This window comes from bacterium, assembly GCA_020444325.1.
Lineage (GTDB): Bacteria > Bacteroidota > Ignavibacteria > SZUA-365 > SZUA-365 > BM516.
The window spans coordinates 153,765-179,415 of record JAHLLD010000007.1 but is presented as its reverse complement, the minus strand read 5'-3'; the positions used below and the strand labels follow the sequence as shown (position 1 = coordinate 179,415).

22 protein-coding genes are annotated in these 25,651 nt (G+C 56.5%); 10 read left to right on the top strand and 12 right to left on the bottom strand.

Features of this window, described 5'->3' with window-relative positions:
• Positions 1–164: 164 nt before the first annotated feature.
• Together KQI65_11115 and ndk are read left to right on the top strand one after the other, a co-directional pair.
• The gene (locus KQI65_11115) at positions 165–680 is read left to right on the top strand and encodes a DUF2179 domain-containing protein (GenBank protein ID MCB2205290.1); all 516 of its coding nucleotides are present in this window, start codon (positions 165–167) and stop codon (positions 678–680) included.
• A gap of 41 nt (positions 681–721) precedes the next feature.
• Positions 722–1,138: a nucleoside-diphosphate kinase gene (gene ndk / locus KQI65_11110; GenBank protein MCB2205289.1), complete on the top strand. Its 417-nt coding sequence runs from the start codon at positions 722–724 to the stop codon at positions 1,136–1,138.
• Here ndk and KQI65_11105 read toward each other — a convergent pair whose 3' ends face one another.
• Both KQI65_11105 and KQI65_11100 read right to left on the bottom strand, forming a co-directional pair.
• Positions 1,139–3,181, bottom strand: coding sequence for an AAA family ATPase (locus tag KQI65_11105; protein MCB2205288.1), 2,043 nt, complete (start codon positions 3,179–3,181; stop codon positions 1,139–1,141).
• A complete protein-coding gene (locus KQI65_11100; protein ID MCB2205287.1) occupies positions 3,182–4,297 on the bottom strand; it encodes a hypothetical protein in 1,116 nt (371 codons plus the stop codon).
• A 194-nt stretch (positions 4,298–4,491) separates the two neighbouring features.
• On the opposite strand from KQI65_11100, the gene rsgA reads away from it, so the two are divergent.
• The 3 genes from rsgA to KQI65_11085 all read left to right on the top strand — a co-directional run bounded on the left by rsgA (position 4,492) and on the right by KQI65_11085 (position 7,549).
• Positions 4,492–5,568 carry a ribosome small subunit-dependent GTPase A gene (rsgA, locus tag KQI65_11095; protein ID MCB2205286.1) on the top strand — a complete coding sequence of 359 codons (1,077 nt, stop codon included), beginning with the start codon at positions 4,492–4,494 and terminating at the stop codon, positions 5,566–5,568.
• The gene (locus tag KQI65_11090; GenBank protein MCB2205285.1) at positions 5,549–6,523 is read left to right on the top strand and encodes a class I SAM-dependent methyltransferase; all 975 of its coding nucleotides are present in this window, start codon (positions 5,549–5,551) and stop codon (positions 6,521–6,523) included. Before rsgA ends, KQI65_11090 begins: the two co-directional genes overlap by 20 nt.
• 63 nt (positions 6,524–6,586) lie before the next feature.
• Positions 6,587–7,549: a radical SAM protein gene (locus KQI65_11085; GenBank protein ID MCB2205284.1), complete on the top strand. Its 963-nt coding sequence runs from the start codon at positions 6,587–6,589 to the stop codon at positions 7,547–7,549.
• A gap of 235 nt (positions 7,550–7,784) precedes the next feature.
• Here the strand turns inward: KQI65_11085 and KQI65_11080 are convergent, their stop codons facing one another.
• Complete coding sequence (locus KQI65_11080; GenBank protein MCB2205283.1) at positions 7,785–9,074, bottom strand: M48 family metallopeptidase; 1,290 nt, start codon at positions 9,072–9,074, stop codon at positions 7,785–7,787.
• 187 nt (positions 9,075–9,261) lie between these two features.
• Between KQI65_11080 and KQI65_11075 the strand changes: the two genes are divergently transcribed.
• The 3 genes from KQI65_11075 to KQI65_11065 all read left to right on the top strand — a co-directional run bounded on the left by KQI65_11075 (position 9,262) and on the right by KQI65_11065 (position 14,976).
• A complete protein-coding gene (locus KQI65_11075; GenBank protein ID MCB2205282.1) occupies positions 9,262–10,650 on the top strand; it encodes a flotillin in 1,389 nt (462 codons plus the stop codon).
• A 104-nt stretch (positions 10,651–10,754) separates the two neighbouring features.
• Positions 10,755–13,109 carry an aminotransferase class I/II-fold pyridoxal phosphate-dependent enzyme gene (locus KQI65_11070; GenBank protein MCB2205281.1) on the top strand — a complete coding sequence of 785 codons (2,355 nt, stop codon included), beginning with the start codon at positions 10,755–10,757 and terminating at the stop codon, positions 13,107–13,109.
• A gap of 4 nt (positions 13,110–13,113) precedes the next feature.
• Complete coding sequence (locus KQI65_11065) at positions 13,114–14,976, top strand: phosphoenolpyruvate carboxykinase (ATP) (protein MCB2205280.1); 1,863 nt, start codon at positions 13,114–13,116, stop codon at positions 14,974–14,976.
• Positions 14,977–15,196: 220 nt separating this feature from the next.
• Here the strand turns inward: KQI65_11065 and KQI65_11060 are convergent, their stop codons facing one another.
• Positions 15,197–15,853 carry a hypothetical protein gene (locus KQI65_11060; protein MCB2205279.1) on the bottom strand — a complete coding sequence of 219 codons (657 nt, stop codon included), beginning with the start codon at positions 15,851–15,853 and terminating at the stop codon, positions 15,197–15,199.
• Between the two features lie 165 nt (positions 15,854–16,018).
• Between KQI65_11060 and ybaK the strand changes: the two genes are divergently transcribed.
• Positions 16,019–16,492, top strand: a complete 474-nt coding sequence (ybaK, locus tag KQI65_11055) for a Cys-tRNA(Pro) deacylase (GenBank protein ID MCB2205278.1) — start codon at positions 16,019–16,021, stop codon at positions 16,490–16,492.
• Positions 16,493–16,681: 189 nt separating this feature from the next.
• Here ybaK and KQI65_11050 read toward each other — a convergent pair whose 3' ends face one another.
• The 8 genes from KQI65_11050 to KQI65_11015 form a co-directional block, all read right to left on the bottom strand.
• Positions 16,682–17,218, bottom strand: a complete 537-nt coding sequence (locus tag KQI65_11050; GenBank protein ID MCB2205277.1) for a transposase — start codon at positions 17,216–17,218, stop codon at positions 16,682–16,684.
• A 337-nt stretch (positions 17,219–17,555) separates the two neighbouring features.
• Positions 17,556–18,476, bottom strand: a complete 921-nt coding sequence (locus KQI65_11045; GenBank protein ID MCB2205276.1) for a hypothetical protein — start codon at positions 18,474–18,476, stop codon at positions 17,556–17,558.
• A 210-nt stretch (positions 18,477–18,686) separates the two neighbouring features.
• Entirely contained in the window at positions 18,687–19,130 is a 444-nt protein-coding gene (locus KQI65_11040; GenBank protein ID MCB2205275.1) for a peptidylprolyl isomerase, read from the bottom strand.
• A gap of 164 nt (positions 19,131–19,294) precedes the next feature.
• Positions 19,295–20,026 (bottom strand): fatty acid desaturase, encoded by a 732-nt coding sequence (locus KQI65_11035; protein MCB2205274.1) that lies wholly within the window; start codon positions 20,024–20,026, stop codon positions 19,295–19,297.
• A 3-nt stretch (positions 20,027–20,029) separates the two neighbouring features.
• Positions 20,030–20,599, bottom strand: a complete 570-nt coding sequence (locus KQI65_11030; GenBank protein MCB2205273.1) for a flavin reductase family protein — start codon at positions 20,597–20,599, stop codon at positions 20,030–20,032.
• Positions 20,596–20,928 (bottom strand): hypothetical protein, encoded by a 333-nt coding sequence (locus KQI65_11025; protein MCB2205272.1) that lies wholly within the window; start codon positions 20,926–20,928, stop codon positions 20,596–20,598. The genes KQI65_11030 and KQI65_11025 overlap by 4 nt, the downstream gene beginning before the upstream one ends.
• Positions 20,929–21,059: 131 nt before the next feature.
• Entirely contained in the window at positions 21,060–23,000 is a 1,941-nt protein-coding gene (locus KQI65_11020) for a carboxypeptidase-like regulatory domain-containing protein (protein MCB2205271.1), read from the bottom strand.
• A 204-nt stretch (positions 23,001–23,204) separates the two neighbouring features.
• Complete coding sequence (locus KQI65_11015) at positions 23,205–23,747, bottom strand: TlpA family protein disulfide reductase (protein ID MCB2205270.1); 543 nt, start codon at positions 23,745–23,747, stop codon at positions 23,205–23,207.
• Positions 23,748–23,891: 144 nt separating this feature from the next.
• Between KQI65_11015 and KQI65_11010 the strand changes: the two genes are divergently transcribed.
• Positions 23,892–25,613, top strand: a complete 1,722-nt coding sequence (locus KQI65_11010; protein MCB2205269.1) for an endonuclease/exonuclease/phosphatase family protein — start codon at positions 23,892–23,894, stop codon at positions 25,611–25,613.
• Positions 25,614–25,651 lie beyond the last annotated feature (38 nt).

The following is a 25,651-nucleotide window of genomic DNA, read 5'->3' as shown; positions in this document are numbered from 1 at the left end:
TCGTTGTTCAATTGCTTCATTTCGTATGCAGGAAAAACGGAGAGCCACGGAAAATCGTTCCGACCGAAAAGGCGGCGAGAAGGTCTGTCCCTGTGTTTGTGCTCTGAGAGACGTTGTGTAATTTGCAGACTGTAGTTTTGTGCAACCTGTAAAGCACGGCACTCATGGAACTGCTCATCAACGCACTCGTCATTTTCGGACTGCGCATTTGTGACGTATCGCTCGGCACACTTCGTACCCTGTTTACCGTGCAGGGGAAGAAGGTCCTTGCGCCGATTATCGGGGTGTTCGAGTCCCTGATCTGGGTTATCGCGATCAAGGAAGTGTTCGCGCATCTCGACAATCCCTGGAATATCGCCGGGTACGCCGGCGGATTCGCAACGGGCACGCTGTTCGGCATTCTGCTCGAACAGAAACTCGCCATCGGTTTCCACCAGATATACGTGATCTCGAAACACAGGACGGACCAGATTGCCGATGTGCTCCGTCAGAATCTTTTCGGTGTCACCATCATTCCCGGTGAGGGTGGAACAGGCGGTATGGCCATCATCACATCGATGATCAAGCGCAGCCGCCTGCGTGAATTTCAGAAGCTGGTCGATGGCGTAGACAGCGACGCCTTCATTTCCATTCAAAACGCCATGCTGTACCGCGGCTTTCTCCATGGCGCACGCAAATAACGGACGGTTATCATCATTACATATTTTCAGATGAGGAACGTATGCAGAGAACGCTTGCAATTGTGAAGCCCGACGGTGTCGCAGCCGGACTCGTGGGAGAAGTTGTCAAACGGATCGAGCAGGAAGGACTGCGCATCGTTGGAATGCGTATGGAGCATATGACGCAGACGAAAGCGGAGGGCTTTTATTACGTCCATCGCGACAAACCGTTTTTCGGTTCCCTGATGGAATTCATGACCTCGGGTCCCGTCGTGCTGATGACGCTGGAAGGAGTGGATGCCATCAAGCGCTGGCGCTCGCTCATGGGTGCGACCAATCCGGAGAAGGCCGATCCCGGTACGATTCGCAGGGATATGGCGACCAGCATCGAACGCAATGTCGTCCACGGATCCGATGCCGTCGATACGGCGTCATTTGAAGTGAATTACTTTTTTACCGGAACAGAGCTGATGGCCTGATCAGCCTTCCCTGCGTATGACCGAAGCGGTGCGGGGATAATGCTGCTGCAGGGATTCAGGCATGGTGGAGGGAAGGTTCCGCTGGGAGAGGATGTCCGCGAATTCTTCGCGGCCACTGAAGCGTGTGTTGATGATCCACGCGACGATGGTGTGAATTATTCTGCTGTGGCGTCCCGCATACTGGGACGCTTCCTTTAATGCCTCCAGAACGGAAATGTCGTCTTTCGCCTCGAACATGGCGAGTCCCACACGCGCAAATGCGGCGTAGGTGGGATGCGCTGTGCTCATCGCCGCAGTGTGCAGGGCGCGTACCGAAAGATCGGCACCTCGTCCGAGCATCTGGGAGGTAAGCGCGTACAGCAGGTGTACGAGGGGATGCACCGATTGCCCTTTCCTCTCGGCGCGGGTGAGCTGCATTTCCAGAACGACGTTGGCTTCGGCCGTATTGCCGCGCTGTATCATGCTCAGCACGCGGACCATGAAATCACCGAGTCCGTCGCCCTCACGCTCTTCCCCGAGTCCCCCTAGCGAGACCTGCTCGCGATGCGCGAACTTCGTCCGCAGAGGTGCAAGCTGCATCGCCTGGCGATAGGTCTGCATGATTTCTTCGAATGGAATGCCGATCGCCGGTGAAAGCGAGCGCAGCTGGTTGAGCACTTCCTCCTCGTCGAGATCTTCCGCGGTGTTCTGCGCCTTCATGAGAATGGACTGATACTCGAGCTCCGGCTCACGTCCCAGTCGGGAATGCAGCATCAGTGCCGACGCGATGGAATTCTGCACATCCGGGTCGTCCCCGCGCGACAGCCGGAGATCGTTGAGGTAATGTGCTGTCATGCGATGCAGCGCCTCTTTCTCTTCCGCCGTCAGTTCGTTGTACAGTGCGGTGTGGATGGCATGCTGTGTGAAACGATACACGGTGGATTCCTTCCCGTTCACCAGGCGGAAACCGACGGGCTCGACAATGCCATGCAGGGTGCGCACGCGGCGCAGCACACGGATCAGCTCAAGGGAAGGACGCTGCGTCAGGTGCATGAGCTCATGTAGCGAGAACTGGTACCCCAGCACCGACGCCGTCAGCACGAGATTCAGATCGTGTTCCTTAAGCGACTTCATCAGCCAGTTGGTGACCAGGCGAATCTCGGCCGGGAGTCCGCGATACGACTGCAGGTCACCCGTCACCACCCCGCGGTCGTCGAGGACGTTCTCCACGAGAAGGTGTTGGATGTAGGACTGCAGGAAAAAGGGGTTGCCGCCGGTTTTCTGTTCCAGCCACTGAAGGAGGTCGGGCTGCCGTGGACAGCGCGGGAAATGCGCGTGATAGAAATCCTGCATCTGTTCGGGACTGAAAGGCGGGACGGTGACCTCGGAGACATACTCCGCCTGCGAGAATTTCGTATAGAGGGATAGCAGTTCGGGCGACGACTCCAGTTCGTCGCGGCGGGCACTGAGCACGAGCGTGATCCTTGCGCCCCGGTACTCTTTTTCAGAAAAGAAACGGTTCAGTGCTTCGATGGTCGGGGCGTCCACCCACTGCACGTCATCGATCACCAGCAGTACGGGAGATTCTTCTGCGATCGCCTTCAGGTCGTTGAAATACTCACGCACGAAATTGGAGAAATCCACTTCCCGCGTGCCGTTCTTGAATTCGTTAAGATCGCGTCGGATTTCCTTCACGCCGTAGGCCAATTCTCCCACGATGGGAATGATGGCGAGAACGGTGAGGGAAATGTTCTTGACCAGGTTGAGCTTGCGCCGCGTGTTGGCCTGGTTGGCGAGAAGGTCTTCGAAGATATCCTTCAGCGGCTGATGCGGCTTGAGAACATTGGTCGATTGGCTCCCGAGCGGAGAGCTGCATTGCGCGTAGGAAACCAGCGTGTGCTCGCGCACGTGATTGAGATAGTGCTGCAGAAAACGCGTTTTGCCCTGTCCCGTTTCTCCAAACAGCCAGATGACTTCCAACCCGTTTTCCCTGCTGCGTGCGAGGATATCGTCGAATCGCTGTTCGACGTCGGGACGCTCGATGTATACCTGTTCACTGTCCACTTATGATTCCCGCTTCCGCTGCGCTTCCTTGATCATGAGGCTGAGCACCTCGTCGAGCAGGCGCTGCTCTTCATAATCCGCAATGCTGTCGGATGTGCCGCCACCTCCGCCGCCGCCGCCGCCGTGACGGTTGCCGCCCAGCACCTCGTGCAGGGTGTCGGTCTGATGCTTGATGGCATCGCGCTGCTCGGCTTCCAGTTCCTTCACCACGCGGTCGAGCCGCTCCTCCTGCGCTGACCCCGCGAATGTCACCATGAGTACGATCAGCAGGATGAACTCGATGGACAGTGCCATGAGAATGAGCGAGGGTTCTTCCTGCGGAATGAGTTTGAGTCCCCGAAGACCGATGACGAAAATCAGGATGGCCGCACCACCGGATACGAGTCCCTGAATCAGGTTGCCGTACGAGGCGGAAATTCGGTAGCGGAAATAGAATTTTATTGGAATAAGTGGGTTGCTGCTCTCGCCCTTCATATACCGGCTGATGGACATATAGTCTTCCACTTCATTTATGACCACCTGCGGCAGCGTGGTGAAACGAAGCATATGTTCGCGCTTGTCCCGGTCCACACCGAGAATGGCGGCGAAGTCCACATCATGTGCGTCGAACTGTTTTTCAAGCAGTGAGCCGACACGCTCGAATTCCCGAACCACCTTGGCGCGCACCCAGGCCAGGCTGCTCCCTTTCGGCAGAAACATGGAGACCAGGAAGGCAACAATCAGCGCAAAGAAAATATGCAGCGGCATGAACGCGTAGTAGGGATTGACGAAATACAGTGTCTGCCCGGTGTTGAGGATGTGATCATGCAGCTTTTTCTTTCCGATCAGGATATTCGTCGTGCGGTCCTGCGTCGACAGTTCGTTGTGCCGGATGGCATAGAACAATTCGCGCAGCTGCTGTTTCTGCCTGTTGAAACTCTCGCCCGATGAGAGATCCCGGCTCATGATAATCCACTCCGCCGGCAGAACATCCGCAAAAACTTCGTAATTCGGGAACATCGTTGCCAGCGAGCGTTTGACCACCGCTTCCTGCAGACTGATGGTTGTAACCATCACTGCAAGGAAAATGATCACAAATGCAATGAAACCGGTGGAGCGTGAGCTGGACTCTGCCATGCGGGGATTGTCCGAGGTTGTACGGCGCTGTTGAATGCGGGTAAAGTAGGGAAAAACAGTGCCAATTCGCAATTCCCGGCCGCATCTCGTTGTCCTGCGCGGTTCTCCGGCAAGGCAGGAAAAAATTCCCTGCGTGGAGGACAGTACTTTTATTATTTTTACATATACCTGACAGTATTCAGTGGGAAGATAGCATGACACTTAAGGAAATCGGATACGAATCGTACGCTGCAGAGGCGTTCGCCGAACTCGGTGTGTCCGGTTTCGTCCCGGCCCGCGTCGCAGTGGTCAACAGGAATAATTTCGAACTGTTGACGGAAAAGGGACCCGTCACCGCAGAACCGACGGGACGATTGCTGTTTACGGCTGAAGACAGCCTTGCAATCCCCACCGTGGGCGACTGGGTTGCCGCACAGCTTCTCAATGACGATACCTTCGCCTTGATACATCACCTGCTCCCTCGCCGCACGGTGTTGCGGCGCAAGGATCCGGGACGCAATGTGGAATTCCAGTTGCTCGGGGCCAATATCGATACTGCCTTCGTGCTGCAGGCGGCTGATCGCGATTTCAACCTCAATCGCCTCGAGCGTTACCTGGTGATGATACGGGAGGGCGGGATTCGTCCTGTCATCATTCTCGGCAAAGCTGATCTCGTGGATGAGGATGAACGCGCGGCGATGCTCGAGGGCATGCGCGAAACAGCCGGGAAAGTGTCATGCATCGCCTATAGTGCGGTGACGGGGGAAGGACTCGAAGTCATCCGCACGGAGCTGCTTCCCGGAAGCACTGTCTGTCTCCTGGGCTCGTCCGGCGTCGGGAAGACCACACTGCTCAACACGCTGCTGGGTGAGCAGGTTTTTGCGACCAAGGAAGTGCGCGATGCGGACCATCGCGGACGGCATACGACCACGCGCCGGCAGCTGCTTCCCATGCCCGACGGTGCCCTGCTCATCGACACACCGGGCATGCGTGAACTGGGCAATTTCGGCGCCGATGCCGGTATGAGCGCCACCTTCGCCGATATCGAGGAGTTGATCGAGCAGTGCCGTTTTTCGGATTGCACGCATCAGCACGAAAAGGGCTGTGCCGTGCTCGCCGCACTCGAAGAGGGTGTGCTCGATGAAGGACACTTTGAAAACTATCAGAAAATGCAGCGTGAAGCTGCGCACTATCAGCGCTCGTATGTCGAACGACGCAAGCGGGACAAGGAGTTCGGGAAAATGGTGAAGTCCATCTTGAAGGGTAAACCCGGTGGCCCCAAGCGTACATGAACAGCTGAAGTTTTTTATCGCCGAACGGTATGCGGACAGGGAGCAGTTCGACCTCGGCGATTTCCTGTACGACAACCACCTGTTCCGTGGTGTGGATGAAGACTTCGTCGACTTCGTGTTCACGCACCGGAATGAAATGCTGGTCCTTCTCGCGGACGAGGACAAGCGCCGGCAGCTGATCGATGAAATGGCCGACGCCACCCGCGTGTATACGTGGGAACGTAATCAGTATCTCGCGCTTCCGGGAGGGAGCGATACATTGCTGGCGTCGCTCTACGATGCGCTGGTTACACGCAGTGCGCATGCGTTGAGGGATGCTGCATCGAGGGATGCCCTGCGCAAGGCCATGCGTCATGTTATCGACGCGCATCACGAACGGCTGCTGCGTTTCTTTGCTGCGGTGTGTCCCACTGATGATGGTGGACAGCCCGCGGAGAGTTTTCTCCGCAGCGTACCATGCGATGAGTATTCGGCCGAACTGCAGCTCACGTTGCTTGCGCTCGAGGTGGAGCAGCTGCAGCAACCCGTGCTCGACCTCGGCTGTGGTAGTGAAGGAAGGCTTATGCACTTTCTGCATAATGCGGGTGTGGCGGGACTCGGTGTCGACCGGCTTGCACCGCGAGCGGAGGGATTTCTGCGCTTGGACTGGATGCAGGCGCCGCTTGATGCCGCCCAGTGGGGCACCGTAGTCGCGCATCAATCCTTCAGCCTGCATTTCCTGTTTCATCACCGTCATCAGACAGGACTGGAATCGCGTTTCGCTCAACATTTTATGCAGATTCTGCATAATCTGCGTCCCGGGGGACGTTTCTGTTACACTCCCGGACTCCCGTTCTTCGAGAAAGTTCTCGCCGATGAACCCGCCTTTCGCATTATGCAGTTTCCGCATAATCTCAATTCCTCCGCTCCGTCCGATGTCGCATACGCAACGCATATTCAGCGCATCGCTTCCTGACCGGGCATGACCTCGCCCTTGTTCATTGCGCTCTATGCACATTCTGCATAAGTTTCCAGCGACATGATTACCAGCCACGAACGTCACTACGTCCCCAGCATGCGCCATCTTTTCGGACCCGTCCCCTCCCGTCGTCTCGGTACCTCACTCGGCATCGACCTGACCCCGCAGAAAGCCTGCACGCTCAATTGTCTGTACTGTGAATGCGGGAAAACAGATACCCTGACCGTGGAACGCAAAGAGTACGTGCCCACGCAGGAAGTGATCGATCAGCTGCGCGCGTTTCTTTCGTCCGCACCCGATCTCGACGCCGTCACCTTCTCCGGTTCCGGGGAGCCGACGCTGCACAGCGGTGTGGGAGATATCATCGCGTTTCTGAAAAGGGAATTCCCGCAGTACCCCGTGGTCATGCTTACGAACAGCACCCTGCTGCATCTGCCGGAGGTGCGCGCGGAGCTGATGCCGGTAGACCGCGTCGTCCCGTCGCTCGATGCGGTATCTGATGACGTGTTCCGTAAAATCAATCGTCCTCAATCATCGCTCACGAGTGGACAGCTGATTGAGGGACTGGAAATATTCTGCCGGGAATTCCACGGAGAGGTCTGGCTGGAAATTTTTCTGATTCCCGGACTCAATGATACGCCCGAGGAACTCGCGCTCTTCAGCGAACTGCTGCCCCGCCTGCGCACCACGCGTGTTCAGCTCAATGCACTTGATCGTCCGGGAGCGGTGGACTGGATCGACCCCATGCCCCGCGAGAATCTCGAGGCCATCGCACACATGCTGGGCGAAGGCGTGGAAGTCATCGGGAAACCCGTTCTCCGCCGTCACCTCGCATCCTTCAGCGAAGACATTCGCGACCGTATTCTTGACACCATCCGCGTGCGTCCCTGCACGCTCGATGATCTTTCCTCCGCTCTTGGACTCCATCCCCTCGACGCAGGCAAATACCTCGACGTCCTTCTCGCCGACGGACTCATCCAACAGCAACGCGCCCCACGCGGCATATTTTATCGCGCCGAATAGGCGCGAATCCAGAGGACAGATTTCAAATTTCAAATTGCAGATTGCAGATTTAATCAGGGATTGCTTCCTGTTCATCGTCCCCACGCTCCGCGTGGGGACGTATACAACCGCCGCTCTGCGGCGATTTGTTGGGAAGAATGAACGCGGAGCGTTCGGAAGTCCCGTCCCCACGCAGAGCGTGGGGACGATGAGTTCAATTTGGAATCTGCAATCTGTAATCTGAAATCTGGCTTCTCTACAGCAGATCTTTCACGCCGATGCGGAGTTTGGAGCGGTGGGGGATTTTCTCAGCAGCGACGCGTACGATGTGGCGGAGGCGTTCGATCATGGGGGGATGGGAGTAGTGGAGGAAGACGTACACCGGGTGCGGTGTGACGTTGCTGAGATTCGTGACGGAAAGTGTTTTGAGCGCTGATGCCATGGCGTCAGGCTTCCGATAAGTGAGCACGGCATAGCGGTCTGCTTCGAACTCATGCTTACGCGAAAGGGCATTCATCCCAATGGACAGCAGGAAGGACACAGGTGAGTAGAGCATGCCGAAGAACACGAGTCCCGCATACACCGATACATGCGCCATGAAAAACGCGTGCGCGAGAGCGGCCTGCGATATGAACAGCGACAGCAGGAAAAACATGACCCCGGTCTCGATCACGCTGAGCAGCAGTCCGACGATGATATGTTTTTTCCTGTAGTGCCCGATCTCATGTGCGAGTACGGATGTCAGTTCTTCCACATCATGCTTTTCTATCAGCGTGTCGAAGAGCACGATGCGCTTGTTCTTTCCGAATCCCGTGAAGAACGCGTTCGAACGGGACGAGCGTTTTGAACCGTCCATCACGAAAATCCCTTTCAAAGGGAATTGGACAGAGTCGGCATAGCGGAGAATTTCATCGCGCAGCGGACCCTCTTCAAGCGGGGTAAAACGGTTGAACAGCGGCATGATCCAGGTGGGAGCGATGTACTGCATGACAATCATGAACGCAGTGACCGCGAGCCATGCGTACAGCCACGCGATGGTGCCGGCCGTAAGGAAGAGCCAGAGCACGAGCGCCAGCACGGGTCCCCCGATGAGCACCCCCAGCAGAGCACCTTTGAGCATGTCGAGAATGAAGGTTTTAACGCTGGTGCGGTTGAAGCCGAAGCGCTCCTCGATAACGAAGGTGGAATACACGGAAAACGGGAGTGTCAGGATTCCCATACCCGCGCTCAGGCTCCCGATGTAAAGAAGTCCCGTCCATATCGGTCCCAGTTCCAGTGTGCGGAGCTGCACATCCAGCCAGTTGAATCCCCCTGAAAACCAGAAGAGCAGCATTATCAGCAGGTCAAATCCGCCGGAGATAAATCCGAATCTCGTCCGCACGCGGGTGTATTCCTGCGAACGTGCATACTCCTTTTCATCATAGACGTCCTTGAACTCGTCAGGCAGCTCGGGCGAGAGTGCGCGAAGGTTGAGAAGGTCGGCCCACACTTCCAGCGCGGTCGTGAGCAGCAGGGTAACGAGAATAATGACGGCGTAAATGTTCATGATCCCAATATACGACAGGGAAAGGAGCATTTGTGCCTTAAAAAAAGGATAAGTAAGTTTGTATTTATTGTCGAGATGCTCGCGTGCATCCTGCCTAACGCAAGCGAAAGGGCCCGAACGTTCACTGTCCATCACGGATTCTTACAATATCGAATCGATACTTTCCCCAAGTGTTTTGGAGGCTTAAATGCTTACTTGGATCATCATTGCCGTCCTCGTTGTCTTGATCGCTGCTTTCATCTTCTGGATGACGCGGCAGTACCGCAAGGCCGGCCCCAATGAAGTGCTCGTGGTCAGCGGCCGCAAGAGCCAGATCACCACGCCAGATGGCGCGACGCAGGAGATCGGATACAAATTCCGTATCGGCGGCGGTTCTTTTGTCAATCCTTTCACCGAACAGGCCGACACCCTGCCCATTGAGGTCGTCACCGTTACCATCAAGACGCCGGAAGTGCTGTCGAAGGACGGTATTCCCATCCTGAGCGAGTCCTCCGCACAGGTGAAAATTGACTCAAATGAATACGCCATTTTCCTCGCCACGCAGAACTTCATGGGTGGCGGCACCAGTGCCGTGCACGAAGTTGCGCAGACTGTACTCGAAGGCAAAGTGCGCGAAGCCATCGGCGGCATGACGGTGACGGAACTGTATTCCGACCGCGCCGAATTTGCGAACCGTGTTTACAACGCTGTCGTGCGTGATCTGGGAAGCATGGGTCTGTCCATGATTTCCTTCGCGCTCAAGGATATCAATGACACGCAGGGCTATCTCGAAGCACTGTCCAAACCGCGCATTGCGGCCGCGAAGCGCGACGCTGTTGTGAAGCAGGCCGAGTATGATCGTGACGCCGCCATCTTCGCTGCACAGGCAAACAAGGAAGCGGAAGTCGCCAAGCTTACTGCCGCTGCCGAGGTTGCCGGACGCAACTGGAAGAATGAAGAGCTCAAAGCCAAGTCGCAGATCGAAGTCAACAAGGTTCGCGCGCAGGCAGACTCCTCTTACGAACTCGAGCGTTACCGTCTCGAGCAGGACGTCAAGCAGGAGGAATACAAGGTCAAGCTGATCGAAACGCAGGAGCAGGCGAAAGTCCAGGCCGAAGAGATCAAGCGCAAGGAAAAGGAACTCGAAGCGAACATCATCAAGCCGGCCGAGGCCCGCAAGGTGCAGATCATTTCCGAAGCGGAAGCCGAGGGCATTCGTGTGGTGAAAGAATCCGAGGCCAAGATGCAGGCCCGCGCGAAGGAAAACGAAGTCGAAGCCGCACGCATCAAGATGCTCGGACAGTCCGAGGCCGATGCGATGATCGAAAAGGCGAAGGCGTACGGACAGTACAACCAGGCCGCGATGTACCAGATGGTTCTCGACGTGCTGCCCGAGCTCACGAAGAACGTGGCCGAGCCGCTTTCGCGCATCGACAAAATCACGCTGCTCGGCGGAGCGGACGGCAAGCTGGGCACCACGCAGCTTACCGGACAGATCGCCGATGTCATTTCGCAGGTCCCGGATGTCGTCAAGACACTCACCGGCGTTGACCTCGCGAAATTCCTCAAGGATAAGCTGGCAGGGGAAGAGGACTAAAGGTCCCTTCATGCGCAGCCCGTTTCCCCGGTCCTTCACCGCTGCCAATTCAGTATCGCGCGGTGTGGATGCAATCAGTAAACGACCATCATTGAGGTAATAACGTGACGGCAGACAGAATTCACCTTATAGGTTCTTCGCCGACGCTGAAAGTCGCCGCCAAGGCCAAGGCGCTCAAGGAGCAGGGGGTCGATGTCATCGACCTCAGTGTGGGTGAGCCCGATTTCGGGACACCCGCGCACATCAAGGAGGCCGGCAAAAAGGCGATCGACGAGAACTTTACCAAGTACACGGCCAACGAGGGCATCCTCCCGCTGCGCAAGGCCATTGCGCGGCATCTCGAGGAAGAGTATCAGCTCTCGTATGACCCGGCCACGGAGATCATGGTCTCCAACGGCGCGAAGCATTCCATTTACAACGCGATGATGGCCATCGTCAACGATGGCGACGAAGTGATCATTCCCGCTCCCTACTGGGTGTCGTACCCGGAAATGGTGAAGCTGGCGAACGGTCGTCCCGTGATCGTGCAGACCCGCGAGGAAGACGGCTTCCGCCTGACACCCGAGCAGCTGCGCGATACGGTCAATGCGTCGACCAAGGCGGTGTTCCTGAACAATCCTTCCAATCCCACCGGCAGCGGCTACACGCGTGAAGAACTCGAAGCGCTGGCCGAAGTCATTGTGGAAGAGGATCTCATCTGCATTGCCGACGAGATTTACGGCAAGCTGATATATGACAGCCTGAAGTTCACCCGCTTCGCGTCGCTGAACGAGGAAGTGCGCAAGCGGACGATCACCATCGATGGCGTGTCCAAGGCGTACTCGATGACGGGCTGGCGTATTGGCTGGGCCGCGGCTTCCCCCGAGATTATCTCGGCCATGGCCAAAGTGCAGAGCCACGCCACATCCAACCCGAGTTCCATCTCGCAGCGAGCCGCGCTCGAGGCGTATAAAGGACCGCAGTATGAAATCTCGAAGATGGCCGCCGAGTTCGAGAAGCGACGCAACTTCGTGGTGTACAAGCTGCAGTCCATGCCCCGCGTCAGCTGTCCCATGCCCCGCGGCGCATTCTACGCCTTCCCGAACATGTCCGCTTACTATAAGATGGAATACGACGGCGTTCCCATTCGCAACAGCTACGGCATGGCCTACTTCCTGCTGAAGCATGCGAACGTGGCCATCGTGCCGGGTGACGCATTCGGGACGGACGATTTCATCCGCATCAGCTACGCAACTTCCATGGCCAACCTGCAGGAAGGCATGGAGCGTCTCGCAGGCGCGCTGGCCAAACTCAAGCCGGCGCCGAAGCGCAAGCTCATCAAGCTGACCAACACCGAGACGGTGCACAAACATTACGTGCCGGTGGACTGGGATGTAAAGGTCGGCATGCGCGATGCCATGGTGGCCGAAGCGGAAGCGCAGCTTGGCTACAGCAACTACTTCGAGTGGAATGCCAACATCAACGGCATGATCGTGCAGCTGCGTACCAATGTCGGACACCTCTACGACTTCTGGGTAGAGAACTGGTATCCCGCACAGCTGGAAGCGGACATCGAACCACATGGCGTGATCTACGCGGTCGACGGTGCGCCCGGTCGAGAGCCGCATGCATTCTACAATTCCGACACCAAGACCGGCGTGCTGTTCAATTCGGATCATTACGGCTCGCTGCGTTCGCTGGCGCTGGGACTCGTGACCGACGTTGCCGAGCGTGTCTTCGACATCCACGCGGTACGTGCCCTGACCATGGACATCAACGGCGAAGGCGTGATGTTCATCGGTCCTTCAGGCACGAAGAAAACCGACCTGTTCTGGCGCGTCTTCCAGGAAGACGAAGCCGTGGCCCTGCACAGTTACGATTACATCTTCCTGCGCTATGGTGGTGGATACGCCGCTGCCGACAACCCCGAGCGAAAGATGTACATCCCAACTAATGCCGTGCGGGCACATGAATCCCTCGCAAAGCTGTTCGACAAGAGCAAATGCGAGAACGTCATCACGAAGGTGGAAGACTGCCGCAACGAGCAGCATCGCCTCAACGAAAGCTGTCCCCTCAACAGCGGCGCCCCGTACAGTTACGACTGCGCAAAGAAGTCGCACGCCATGCTCGATCCGTACTGGCTCGGCGGAATGGCGCGGCACGTCAAACGCATCGATATCCGCCACGTCTTCATCCTGCGCAACGACCCGGTATCCTCCGCCGTCGAACGCATGGACATTGACGACGCCCTGCACACCGTGGAGATGGGCTATCCCGCGGGTACTTCGTCGGGCGGCACACAGCATCCGTTCTACAATCCCCATCTGCTGGTCAAGACTGACGAACGCATCGAACTGCAGAAGCGCTTTTTCAAGAAGCTCTTCCAGTCGGCCGACGTCTACCAGCTCAACGCCGGGGCATCAACGGTAACCGATATGGTGCAGCACGTTTTGACTCATGTCAGCGGTAACGGAAGGTAATCCCATGGCGAAAGACATTTACAACAACGACGTATACAAGAAGTTCTACGAGCAGCTCGTCACGAAGCTTGACGGACCGAACATCCGGGAAGTCAACCTGAAGTGGCTGGAGCCGCGCGTCAAGGAGTTCGCGCAGAAAACCCAGTACGGCTCACATGTCTGGCGTTCGGTGCAGAGTTCGCGTCTCGCCGCAAAAACCGTGTACCTCGGTTCCGAACTCGTGCGCCTTCCCAAACTTCTTCCCTACCAGGAAAAAGTGGTAAAAAACGCGCCGGATGAGCTGGAGAAGGTACTCAACTGGATGACCACGCTGCCGTTTATCAAGCTTACGCGGCAGATGGGAAACAATCCTGACTACAACCCTGTCTGTACGTTGTACCTGAGTGTTGGCGACTGGCGCAATGCGCGTCTCGCTTACATGTGGGGCAACCTGCTCGACGAGCCCAGCGGACGTCCGGGTCCCGCCGTCACCATGATTCACATCCCCGAGGAGCATCAGAGTCGCCAGCAAATCCTCACCATGCCCGAGTTCAATCTCAACATCTGCCTCGGCAGTGACTACCTGGGCGAGGACAAGAAGGGCTTCCTGCGCCAGGCCATGTGGATGGCGGATGAGAAGGGCATGCTCGGACTGCACGCCGGCAGTAAGGTGGTAGTCGCACGCGACGCGAAGGAAAATACCCTGAAGCGTCACGGCGTCATCCTCTTCGGTATGACGGCAACGGGAAAATCCACCTGGAGCTGTCACCAGCTCGAGATGGATCCCAAGCGCGGGGAAATGACATACGCATCGCAGGATGACATCTGTTTCCTCAAGGACGACGGTTCCGCCTACGGGTCGGAGCACAACTTCTATGTGAAAACCGACGTGCGGAAATCCGACCAGGAAGCCATGCATTACGCTCTGACGCACAAGAGCGCGCTGCTGGAAAACATCATGGTCGATTCGAAGGGGAATATCGATTTCCTCGACGAGAGTCTTTGCGGGAACGGCCGTGCCGTGGTGCGCATGGACAAGTTGTTCATCGAGCGCGAGAACAAGCTGATCTCCATCGCGGCGCCCTCGATCAACCTCCCCAGTCTGGAAGAGAATGATTACCTCTGGTTTGCCTTCATCACAAGGCGCAACACCATCATGCCCTTTGCACAGAAGCTCACTCCCGAGCAGGGCGTGCTGGCGTACTTGTTCGGCGAATCCACACTGAGCTTTGCCGCCAACCCGGAAAAGGCCGGTGACTCGGTGCGCATCGTGGGTACTGATGATTTTATCATCGGCAGCCGCGGACGCAAGGTGAACCGCTTCTACGATATCATCATGAAGCTGGTCAACAAATATCCCGGCCAGGTGCAGTTCCGTCTCTACAACACGGGCGGCATGGGCGAGATCATAGAGGAGACCGATGATCACGGTACGATGCGTAAGCGGATGGTTCGCAAGGCTGAGCGTGTGCCTCTCGATCTGATGGCCGCCATTCAGCGTGGTGATCTCCGCGGCACCAACAAATGGGAAAAGGGCATCCTCGGTACCGAGAGCATCGTCGAAGCCGACGGCAAGCGCATGGAGGAATGGGACGTCCATCACCTCTACAGCCAGGAACAGATCGACTATTACATCAAGGATCTGATCCGCGGCCGCCGCGCCTTCCTCGAGGAAATCGCGAAAGAAGGACTCCGTCCCGAGCTCATCGCCGCTGCCGAGCGCAGCTTCCGCGCCATGGGCGACACCACCCGGCGCAGTGCTGCTCCGACCGCATCTGCTCCCATGCCCTCTGGAGGTCCGGTTACGGCTTCCGAACCCCGCGTCATCGTCCAGCGCGAAGAACCGGTCAAGCGTCCCCGCAAACCCGGTGTATGGCGGTGGAGGTAGAAGTTATTGACCCGTCTTCGACGGATCGTTGTTGCTCCCCGCTTCGCGGGGATCGTATTTGGCCCCGCCCCTGGCGGGGCCTGTTTTTTATACCGTGTTCGCAGCATGGAAAGATGGAAAAATGGAAAATCGAAACATCGCAATCAGTCTCATGTCTGAATCTTCATCGTCCCCACGCTCTGCGTGGGGACGCCTCTGGAGAACGCTCTGCGTTCATTCGTTACTCCCCGAGGGGGATGCTGAGCTGCAGGAGGGGGATGTTGTCGTGCATGCCCGTTGGCTGTAAGGCGCAGGCGGATTGCTGCAGGGGAGGTGACGGGGAATATGCAGTTCCTACATACACCGGCTCAGCGCTGAGATGGTAGGCAAGGATGGGGCCGGTCAGGGCCATCCCCGCTCCGACTGCCCAGCCTTCGTCCGAGTCCATTCCCGTGGCCGTCATCATACCGAGTGTGATTCCTGCGGCTGAGCCGAGCAGCGTCCACCACCCATTGCCGTTTCCTTCAAATATATCCCCGCCCCAGATGACTCCCTGCGTCAGACCGAGAGCTCCGCTGATCCCTGTGATCATGGCGAACGCAATGACCCTGTTCTCGGTGTTGTGATCCACGAGGTTGAAATGTGTACCCATGAGTGCGAACGGCACGGTTACAGCTTCGGCGACCACGAAACCGGCAACGCCGAGTCCGACCTGCGTGGCAATCGTGGGCATATCCCCCGGCTGCCACTTCAGTGCACGCAGATTGTCCTGCTCAGGCTGCGCCGGAGAGACGTACTGCTGCAGCACCGCCCGGACCGGGAGCTGTCCAGCGTATTCTGGGGACTGTGCCTCACCGACCGGTTGCTGTGTTTTACCGTCCGGTTGCTGTGCCGACATTGTCATAGTCATTAACAGGACTGTCCCAATCCACCCGGGTATGCTTTTCATACCGAAAACTCCTATTATATTGGAGGCAGAATACGTAATCTGTGTCCTCGCCGCAAGGGACGGAAGCGGTACCCTGTTATTCCCTCGCGGCAGTCCATCAGCATCCGAGGAAACGTGAGCACGACCAAAACCAACGCCACCCGCATACTCGAAGCACGTAATATTCCTCACGAACAGATCACCTACGACAGTTCGGACGGGGAAATCGATGCGATCTCCGTCGCCGACAAGATCGGTGCGGAGCATGAGAAAGTGTTCAAGACGCTGGTGGCGCGGGGGGATAAGACGGGCATCGTGGTGTTCTGCATCCCGGGTCCATTCGAACTCGACCTGAAGAAAGCCGCTTCCGTCAGCGGCAACAAGAAAGTGGAAATGATACGCGCGAAAGAGCTGCTGCCGCTCACCGGCTACATCCGCGGTGGCTGTTCCCCGATCGGAATGAAAAAGCAATTCGCCACGTGGATCGACGAGACCGCGCAGCTCTTCGAGAGCATCCACGTCAGCGCCGGCGCGCATGGGGCGCAGATCCTCATCGCACCCGGGGACCTGGCAGCACTGATCGAAGCGGACTTCGCGGATCTGAGCTGACTTTGAATCTTGGGGGCACCAAGGCACGGAGACTCGAAGTCACTAAGGGAAGTTTGAGCCCCTTCGGGGCGTTCTTTGCGCTTCGCGCAAGTGTTTGCGCGTCGCGCAGCTCATCGTCCCCACGCATTCGCTCATCGTCCCCACGCTCTGCGTGGGGACGTAAGCCTTGAACGCTCTGCGTTCATTCGATCACAAGCCCAGAATTTCCACATCCAATTCCCCTGCATATCCAGAGTAGCTTCTGGCAGATGAATATCGCCAATGTGTGGGATCATCTACGTAACCGCGTCTAAGCGGATTATTGTGTATGTAGTTAATTTTCTGTTCCATCATTGTCATGTTGCGAATCAGTTCCGGATATGAGCCGCTTTCCCAGAGTGCATGCGTTCTGTCACGACGCAGTGCTAATCCCTTTCCTTTGCAAAGGTCAAGTATTTTGCTTCTGCGGCTAGCCTCAAGAAGATCAAGTATACTGCGCGCCGTATAGGATCGAAATCGTGAGATTTGTTTCTCAATATCGTGTCCGCTGGCAATGATGTGCAGGTGATTCTCCATGATGACGTAGGCATGGAGGGTAAGATCCCGCGTGCTGGTCAGAAAGGAAAGGCTGTTGAGAACGATATCCCTGTATTCAGGATACGCAAAAATCGGTTGCCATTCGGAGACAGTACATGTCAGGAAATGTGGTTGATTAAGTTTGAAAAAATGGTAGCGTGATATGGTCATGGAATAAACTCTGGTTGCTATTGCAGAATGGAATGAACGCGGAGCATTCAGAGATCTGCGTCCCCACGCATCCGCCTTCGTCCCTTCAGGACTACGGCGTGACAAGGAGCGTGGGGACGATTCAGGATGGAATGATGGAATGATTGAAAGATGGAAACATCCTTGAGGACATATTTCCATCTTTCAATTCTTCCATTTTTCCATAGTCAGCCAGGCAGCAGGCTGCTTTCGCTATCCAGACCTCCCGGAGGGGACTACATCCACGCGAGTTGGAAGACCGAGAGCATGGCGAGCAGGAGGATGGCGATGTACATGAGCAGGCGTCGCATTTCGGTACTCACCAGTTCCACGGCATGATGCCGTTGAGAAAGCTTACGATGTCATCGAAGTATACAATCACGGCCACGGCGCCGGAGACTGCGCCGGCGGAAATGAGTCCCACCTTGATCTGCGTGAGAAGGCCTGCTCCCGATACGGCCTCGGCTGCCGAGGTGCCGGCAATGACATCTGCCGCACTGATGATCTGCACTTTTGAGTTTGTCCTGATGATGACGTCCGTCGCGGTTTTGCGCAATGCGCCTTCGTCTGAAGGCAGTCCGCTCACTTCAACCATCATGCGCTTCCAGTACGCATAGCTGTGCCGCGCAATGCTGATGGCCATGCGCGCCAGCACCTCGGTTTCATTTCCCTCAGGCCATTGCTCGGCGAGGATTTCGCGCTCGAGGTTGTCGAGCTGGCGCTGTGTTTCTTCGAAGCGCGTCTGCTCGCAGAAGATTTCTCCTATGCGGCGGAGGTAATGGCGTTCACGCGAGGTGGCCAGGGGACTGTCGTATGCCGCGAGACGCAGGCGTGCCGTGCTGTCGATGCCGAGGGCGAAGGCGGACTGCACGAGACCCAGGCTCTGCTCACGGGAATAGCCCAGCATTTTGTTTCCCCACTCTGCCGCGCTGCTCTGACAGCGTCCCAGCATATGCGACATCTCGAGCGTGTCCCAGGGTACGGTAGACGATATGAAATGATGAACCAGCATGTTGTGCTGGATGCCGACCGAATCGAACGGGTTGCTGCGGTGGTACGGCGCATGCACGAGATCGCTTTTCCGCATCGCGAGATAGGATGAGGGCAGCGTCGGCGCTTCATTGCTGCTTTCCCCACAGGAGCAGAGCAGTGTGCCGGCGACGAGAAGGATGGTGATGGACTGTGCGAGACGTAAATATTGCGTACCGCGTGTGGGTACAGCCTGCGCATGATGCTTCATGGCAATTCTCCCTATTGTGATGTGTTGTGTCCCGGCACTCCCCGGCCGGGATTCAGGGACGCAAAATGGTCCCCGTCAGGATGAAGGACAAGGGGAAAGGCCATGACCGCATGCAGCCATACGCAGCTTTCTCGCATGATGCGTGCGCATAAACGCGAACAGGCGGCCATGTGACCGCCTGTTCTTGAAATTTCGTATGAGCATCCTTGATCAGGCCTGCTCGCCCTCGCTGATTTCCATGAGTTCGATCTCAAAAGTCAGGTCCTTACCTGCGAGGGGATGATTTGCATCGAGTGTGATGGCTTCCTCGGTGATCGCGGTCACCTTGACGGGAACTGCGCCGCCGTCCTGCTGATGCAGCTGCAGATCCATACCCACTTCCGGGGTGATCTCCTTCGGGATGTCCGTCGGCTTGACGTTGATCACAAAGTCGTCGCGGTAGTCGCCATATGCATCTGCTGCAGGGATGTCCACTTTCGCGGTATCGCCGACATTCATTCCCTCAACCGCATTGTTGAAGCCGGGAATCACCTGTCCAGCACCGATAGTGAAGGAAAGGGGATCGCGCTCGCGGGAGGAATCAAATACCGTGCCGTCACTCAGGGAACCGGTGTAATGAACATGAACAGTGTCGCCGCTCTTTGCAGTAGCCAAATGAAACTCCAGAATTAATGAATGGGATAATGACTAAGGTAGGGATTCTATCAGGAAGAATGAAAAATCAGGAGGGAAGAAACGAGTACCATGAATGAGAAATGGCGAAAAAATGACTGAACAAGGGGAAAAAGGGGGTGAATACAGTATTAAGTAAGCCTAATTCAATAGTTAGGCTGGACTAATTGCCTGCGATATCCCGGAAGCCGCCACCAGGGGATGCCGGGATGGATGTGGTGTTCTTCGTGATACCCGAAATGGTAGCAGGTGAGGAAGGAAAGTGTGACGCCATAGGCATTGCTGCGCGCGCGGTGGGGTTCGCGGTACGGTTCGTCGCCTTCCCGGTGCGGGAGATAGGTACCGAAGTAAAACAGCTGGAATGTGCTCAGAAGGGCTGGGAGGACCCAGAACAGCAGCAGATTGAGGTCCGGGACGCCAGCGAGATACTTGAGGGCGTTGTACAGCAGCGCCATACCGAGCAGCTGTTTCCACGTCACATAGGTGAAGAAAAAGTGAACATACCAGCGAAGGAGTGAAGGATGGCGTCCGTCATGGAAATCCGGATCGTCCGCGCTTGCGGGATGGGCATGATGCTCGGCATGTTTTCTCCTCAGCATTGAGAAGGAAAAGAGTGCGTAGAGCGCTGTCGCCAGGCGTCCGATCCCGGCATTGAGCGCCGGATGTGCAGGAGCCACCGTGCCGTGCATGGCATCATGGGCGGTGATGAATAGTCCGGTATACAGAAACGTAATGAGCGGCACGAGAGGAAAGGCGAGCCAGAGCATGCTGCTGAGGTCTGCTGACAGGGCATACACAATTGCGCTGCACCAGCTGAGCAGGATAATCGCGGCAATGAAGACGCCGCGCCAGCGATATGCGCGTTGACTGTCATGCATCACTTACCCGCCAAATACCGTGAGGAATTTTCTGTCACGCTCACCATCGAGCCGATGCTTTTCCTCGAGCCGTTGGCGGATATCCGCCGGCTGTGCGGCGAACGCCTGCTGTTTGCGCAGGGGCGTCATGCCCGGACGCACTTCCTGCTCGAGGATATCCGCAACATAGATGATGCGATCACCGATGTCGAGCGAGGTGGCAACGCGGCATTCAGCCCAGCCGCAGCAGCCGTTGAGAATGGGCAGACCGCTTGCACTGCGCCGGAAGTCGAGGTCCGCAAACTTGTCGGTATCATGTCCGCTTTTCAACCCGAAGTGCGGAAGCAGCGCGTGCTGATCCTCGGCCAGAAGATGCAGCATGAAGCGTCCGGTCTCGGTGATGATTCCATGCGTGTAATTCTGCGGGGAAAGGACGGCAGTTATGCGCGGTTTGTCCGGCACAAGCGTGGCCGGCATGATCCACGTGGCCACCTGTCCCGCATCGCGTCCCTCTGCATGTGCGGTCAGCACCCAGATTTCATGGTTGGTCAAAGAGAACATCGACCCGGGATATGCGTCTGCGGGCGTGTTCATACGAGATCAGGCAGGACGACGTTTTGGGAGAGCTTTTCAGTGAGCACTTCATTGAGTACCGTGAGCAGGTGCCGTTCGTCGGCGCGCGCGTACCAGTGCTCTTCCACGGTATCCCAATAAAACGGCATACGGTATTCCCCGCGCAACAGATTGATCTGCATCAGCTCATCATCGCGATGCAGGGTGATGAAACTGCCGTCATCGAACATCAGCTGCATCCCGCCGTTCTCCGGATACGTCTCCACGCCATCGAGCGCCAGCTGATCGATCGCCTTCTCTATTCCTTCCCAGGTCTCCCGTACGGTGACCTCGAAATCCTGTTTGTCCATGTATCAACCTCAAAATTGTGTGATACAGAGATAACAGCGGAAGCGCCCCGGGAGTTCAGGGGAGGGGGAAAGGCAACCCTTGGCTATTGTCCCGAGTGGATTTCAGCGGTCAGGCCGTCAATGAAATTTGTCTATTTCGACCGATCTTCAAAGAATTTCGGGACGGTGACGAGGGCGGCAGATCCGCTGATATGCTCTCCGGATGCGACGATTCTACCCAGTTCATCCACCAGGAGGACCATAGGCGTCAGGGGGTGTACCAGCCACTTCTCCATCGGGAATGCAGAGCCCGTACTGTGATGGCAGTTATACCATTGCTGCGCGTATTCGTATTCATTCAGTACGTCGAGGAAAAACTCTGCCTTTGCTTTGCTCTTGCTGCTTATGATGTTTACGATTTCCAATCCCTGATCATGGTAGCGACGAAAGAGATCGTCATATATCGACAGTAAGCTTGTGAGTCCGCAGCTCTCGACGCTCCACATGATGAGGATGTAGGGACTCCCAGCCAGTACTGCACTTGAAAAAGGAATTTCTTCATCAGTTAAGGACTCAAACTGAAAGGCCGGCATGGTTTCACCGGCGAGTGCGTCCTCAGGCAGGTACTTCAGAAACGCTGTTTCCTTCTCAAGGTTTGCCTTCAAATGTTCTATCATGTACGCGTTCATTGCCCTGTTCCCATGTGCAGCGAACACGAGCCTCCCATGATACCTGTCATCAGGAATCCTCGCATACGCCGCAGTTTCTATAGAGTCACGAAGGGCTGGCAAGGCGCCGGGTGACTGTTGATTCTTTTCTTTCCATCGAATTTCTGAGCGAAGGTTGCTGAGCAAATTCTCGAATACGTTGTAGGCGATTTCATCGCTGGGGTGCTCTCGAGCCATGCGGAGCAAATAGTGCAGAGAGTCCTTAAGGATATAGCGGCTCAGGGTGTAGGACGAACTGAGCTCCCATAGGTCCGAGTCTGGAGGAATGCTTTCCAGAGCTTCCTCCGCGAGCTTGCGTCCAGTCTCAGAAAGTCTGCGAATCGACGAGGCGCGTAGCGCATGGAGGTAGCGGAGATAGATCCCGGGTTTATCCACGCTTGATGCGGTGGCAATTTTATCACTGAAGGATTGCTCGAGATCTGCCAGCCGCTGCATCCCCTCACGAATTTCCCACACGTAGGTGGTATCGGAAAGGTGTATCGAGTCGCCCCGAAACAGAATGACAGTATCATGCTGGGAGTATATCGCGCTGTCAGGGAGTTCAGTGATTGACTTTTTCGGCAATGGAAAAAATGACCTTGAGCGTTTTTCCGCATCAATTGCTTCAAGCTCGGCAATCAGTTTTGCGCGTGGTGTTTCAAGCATGGGCCCCCACACGCTGTCCTGGTATGCCATCGGGAATTCCGGTGTCGGATAGGGAAGAAGCCTGGCATCGAAGTGAATGGTCAGTGTGGTATCCGTTTCGGTGCCGTACGAGCCGAGGCCGATGCAGCTCATGTAATCGCCATCGCCATCGTAATCATAGTAATCCTGCTGCGTTCCATTTACACGCCGGTCGGGCATGGTGTTTGCCACATGGTAGCAAAAATGGCCCATAAGGTTTCGCACGCGAACGCGCATGGAGAATTGTCCCTCTCCTGTCTTTTCCATCAGGGTATCGATGTCCCTGCCGCTCCAATCATCGTCGTAGCAGAGATGGACAGAGTCCATATCTGCTACAGGCACAAACGGGGAAAGGGGAAGTCGCGCATGCAGCGTATTCTGCTGTCCATCTTGTACAAGCACCTCACGAGGTGTTGTCCTCTGATGATTTACCCCGGTGAACATGACATTGTACTTCCCGGGCGGCAGCTTCATCATATAGCTTCCCTTCGCCGTCGTTCGCACTTCGTAAAGATGGAACTTGACGCCTGCCTCCGGGATGCGCTCAAAATGTGCATGCGCCACCGGCACGGGCTTGCCGTCATATCCCACAACGGTACCCTGTACAAGCAGTTTCTTCGGCCGCTGCGCATCCTGCGCATGAACCGGAATCGTGAATGCAGCAGCAAGCAGCAGAATCAGTAATGAACGGAGTTGATGCATTGCCTCCTCCCGGAAGGATGAAAAAAGACCTTGGTGTAAGATATTAGGCGGAGAGGTAGGAGGCAAGAAAGAGAAACGCAGAGTGTCGCCGATATTTCGCAGATTATCGCCGGTGCGATGATAAAAACTTCCCTGCGAAAATCTGCGCATACTCAGCGAGAATTTGCGTTCCGCTTCCATTCGGCGCAGAATCTGCGCCAAGTTTCAGTCGAGTGCAGCAGAGAGTATCTCCCGCAGCTCTTCGGGCGGGAGTTCGTCCGCTTCGGTGATGATGCTGCCGTCACGGTCGATGAGGACGTAGTGGGGGATGTTCTGGAGACCGAAGCTGAGGGAAACGACGTCGCCGAAGCCGCCGGCAAGTCGTCCGTGCTCCCACGGCATGGCGAAGTGCTTCGTGCGGAAACGGCGGATGCGTTCGTCACTGGAATCGAAGGACAGGCTGAGTATTTCGAAACCCTTCGCATGATATTCTTTGTAAATCTTCTCAAGCGCGGGCAGGGCTTCGACACAGGGGGGACACCAGGTGGCCCAGAAATCCAGCAGCACGATTTGTCCCGAAAAACTCTCGTTTGCCAGGTATGACGTGCTGTCATCAAGCGAGGCGACGACGAATGCAGGTGCCGGGGCGCGCGCACTTTCCGCATCCACATCCGGAAGGTCCGCGGTGTGGCTTGTCTGCGCGGCGGCAGTGCCGGCCAGCAGCAGGAGGAAAGCAAGTATGCGCGTTATGTGCCTGATTCCTGTCATGTCTCACATAAGATGTGATAAATCCCGGCACGGTTCAGCATTGTGAATTTTTCTGCAGGAAACGGACTCCTTCAATGCCACTGCTTTCCCGGACATTTGTGCAAAAATTGCTACTTTAAAATCTGTCTCAACACCGGGAATATCATGCGCTACGCTGTCATTGTCATCCTTCTTTTCGTTCCATCACTGCTCACAGCGCAGACCCTGCTGGTTGATGGACAGTTTGAGGACTGGGCTTCCTTCCCGGTTCTTCACACGGATGCGACCGGAGATGGCGGGACGTCGGGAGTGGATTTCAGGCAGCTGCAGATTACGCATGATGACGAGTTTCTCTTTCTCAGTTTCGAGACCACGGCTGAAGTTGTTCTGCAGGAAGACAATACACTGCGACTGTATATGGATACCGATCATGATGCGTCCACGGGACAACAGGTGCAGGGACTCGGGGCGGAGCTTAGCTGGAACTTTGCCGGACGCTCGGGTACGGTGCGGCTGGGTTCACAGACGCGTTCGATCGCGCATGAAGATATCGGACTCTATCCTGCTCCCACATACTCATCCACCCGCTTTGAAATTGCCCTGCGACGGAATGCCCGCATCGCGGGCTCAATGCTTTTCCCCTCCGACAGCATACGCGTTGCGCTGGCTGTGGTCGAAGCCGGGGGTGACCGGCTGCCGGATGTGGGTGGCGTGGAATACGGCTTTGACAGCGAAAAGCTCCCCGCACCTGAAGAACTGCTGATCGGAACAAAAGCGGCTGGCGCGCTGCGCCTGCTCACATGGAATACGCTGCAGGATGGTCTCATCGACGATCAGCGGAAAACTGCGTTCACGCGTGTGCTTCAAGCGGTGCAGCCGGATATCATGTGTTTCCAGGAATGCTTCGATGCCACGGCGGGACAGGTGCTGCTCACCGTCCGCTCTGTCCTCGATCCGCCGGCAATGCGCAGCTGGCGCACGTTGAAACTTGACCAGGGCAATGTGCTCATCACGCACTATGATATCGAGGACAGCTGGATTCTGCAGAACAATTATCGCGAATCCGCCTACCTGCTCGCTTCACCCGAAGGGAAGAAGCTGCTGCTCCTCAATTGCCATTTCCGCTGCTGCAGTGCGAACGAGCAGCGGCAGCAGGAGGCCGATGGCGTCATCCGTTTCCTGCGGGATGCCATGTCCCCCGGAGGAGAAGTCGCTCTTGACGAAGGCACACCCATTGTGCTTGTCGGCGATCTGAATCTCGTCGGCGACCGTCGGCAGCTGGAGACGCTGCTGACCGGGGATATCGCAGACAATGCGCGCTACGGGGAGGACTGGAAACCGGATTGGGACGGTGGAAACTGGACGCAGTGCATTTCCCGCAGGCCGCATTCCCGCCTGGCGCATACCTGGGATGATGACGGCAGCAGCTACGCGCCGTCCATTCTCGATTACGTGCTCTACACCGGCAGTGCCATGCATGTGACCGCGGACATGGTCATCAGTACCGGCGACATGGGAGCGACGCAGCTGCAGCAGCTCGGTCTGCGTCCTGACGATACCAGAACAGCATCGGATCATCTGCCGCGCTATGCAGACTTCGTCTGGAAGGATGCGACAGGCGTCTCCCCTACGCGTTCCGCCGCCGCATTGCGCATCTCTGCTCTCTGGCCGCAGCCGGCGTTGAACACACTCTCGCTGCGCATGGAGGGAAGCACCGGTCCGCGAACCCTGCGCATCCGCGATGTGCTGGGACGCACAATGCTTCAGCGCACAGACGTGTTCGGCACACAGCTTTCGCTCGATATTTCGACGCTGCTTCCGGGAAGCTATTTCCTCGAGCTGCGTGATGCCATCAGCAGCGTCACAAGGCCGTTCATGGTTCGATAGCCGATTCCATGTAGAGATACCCACGACCATTTTCACCA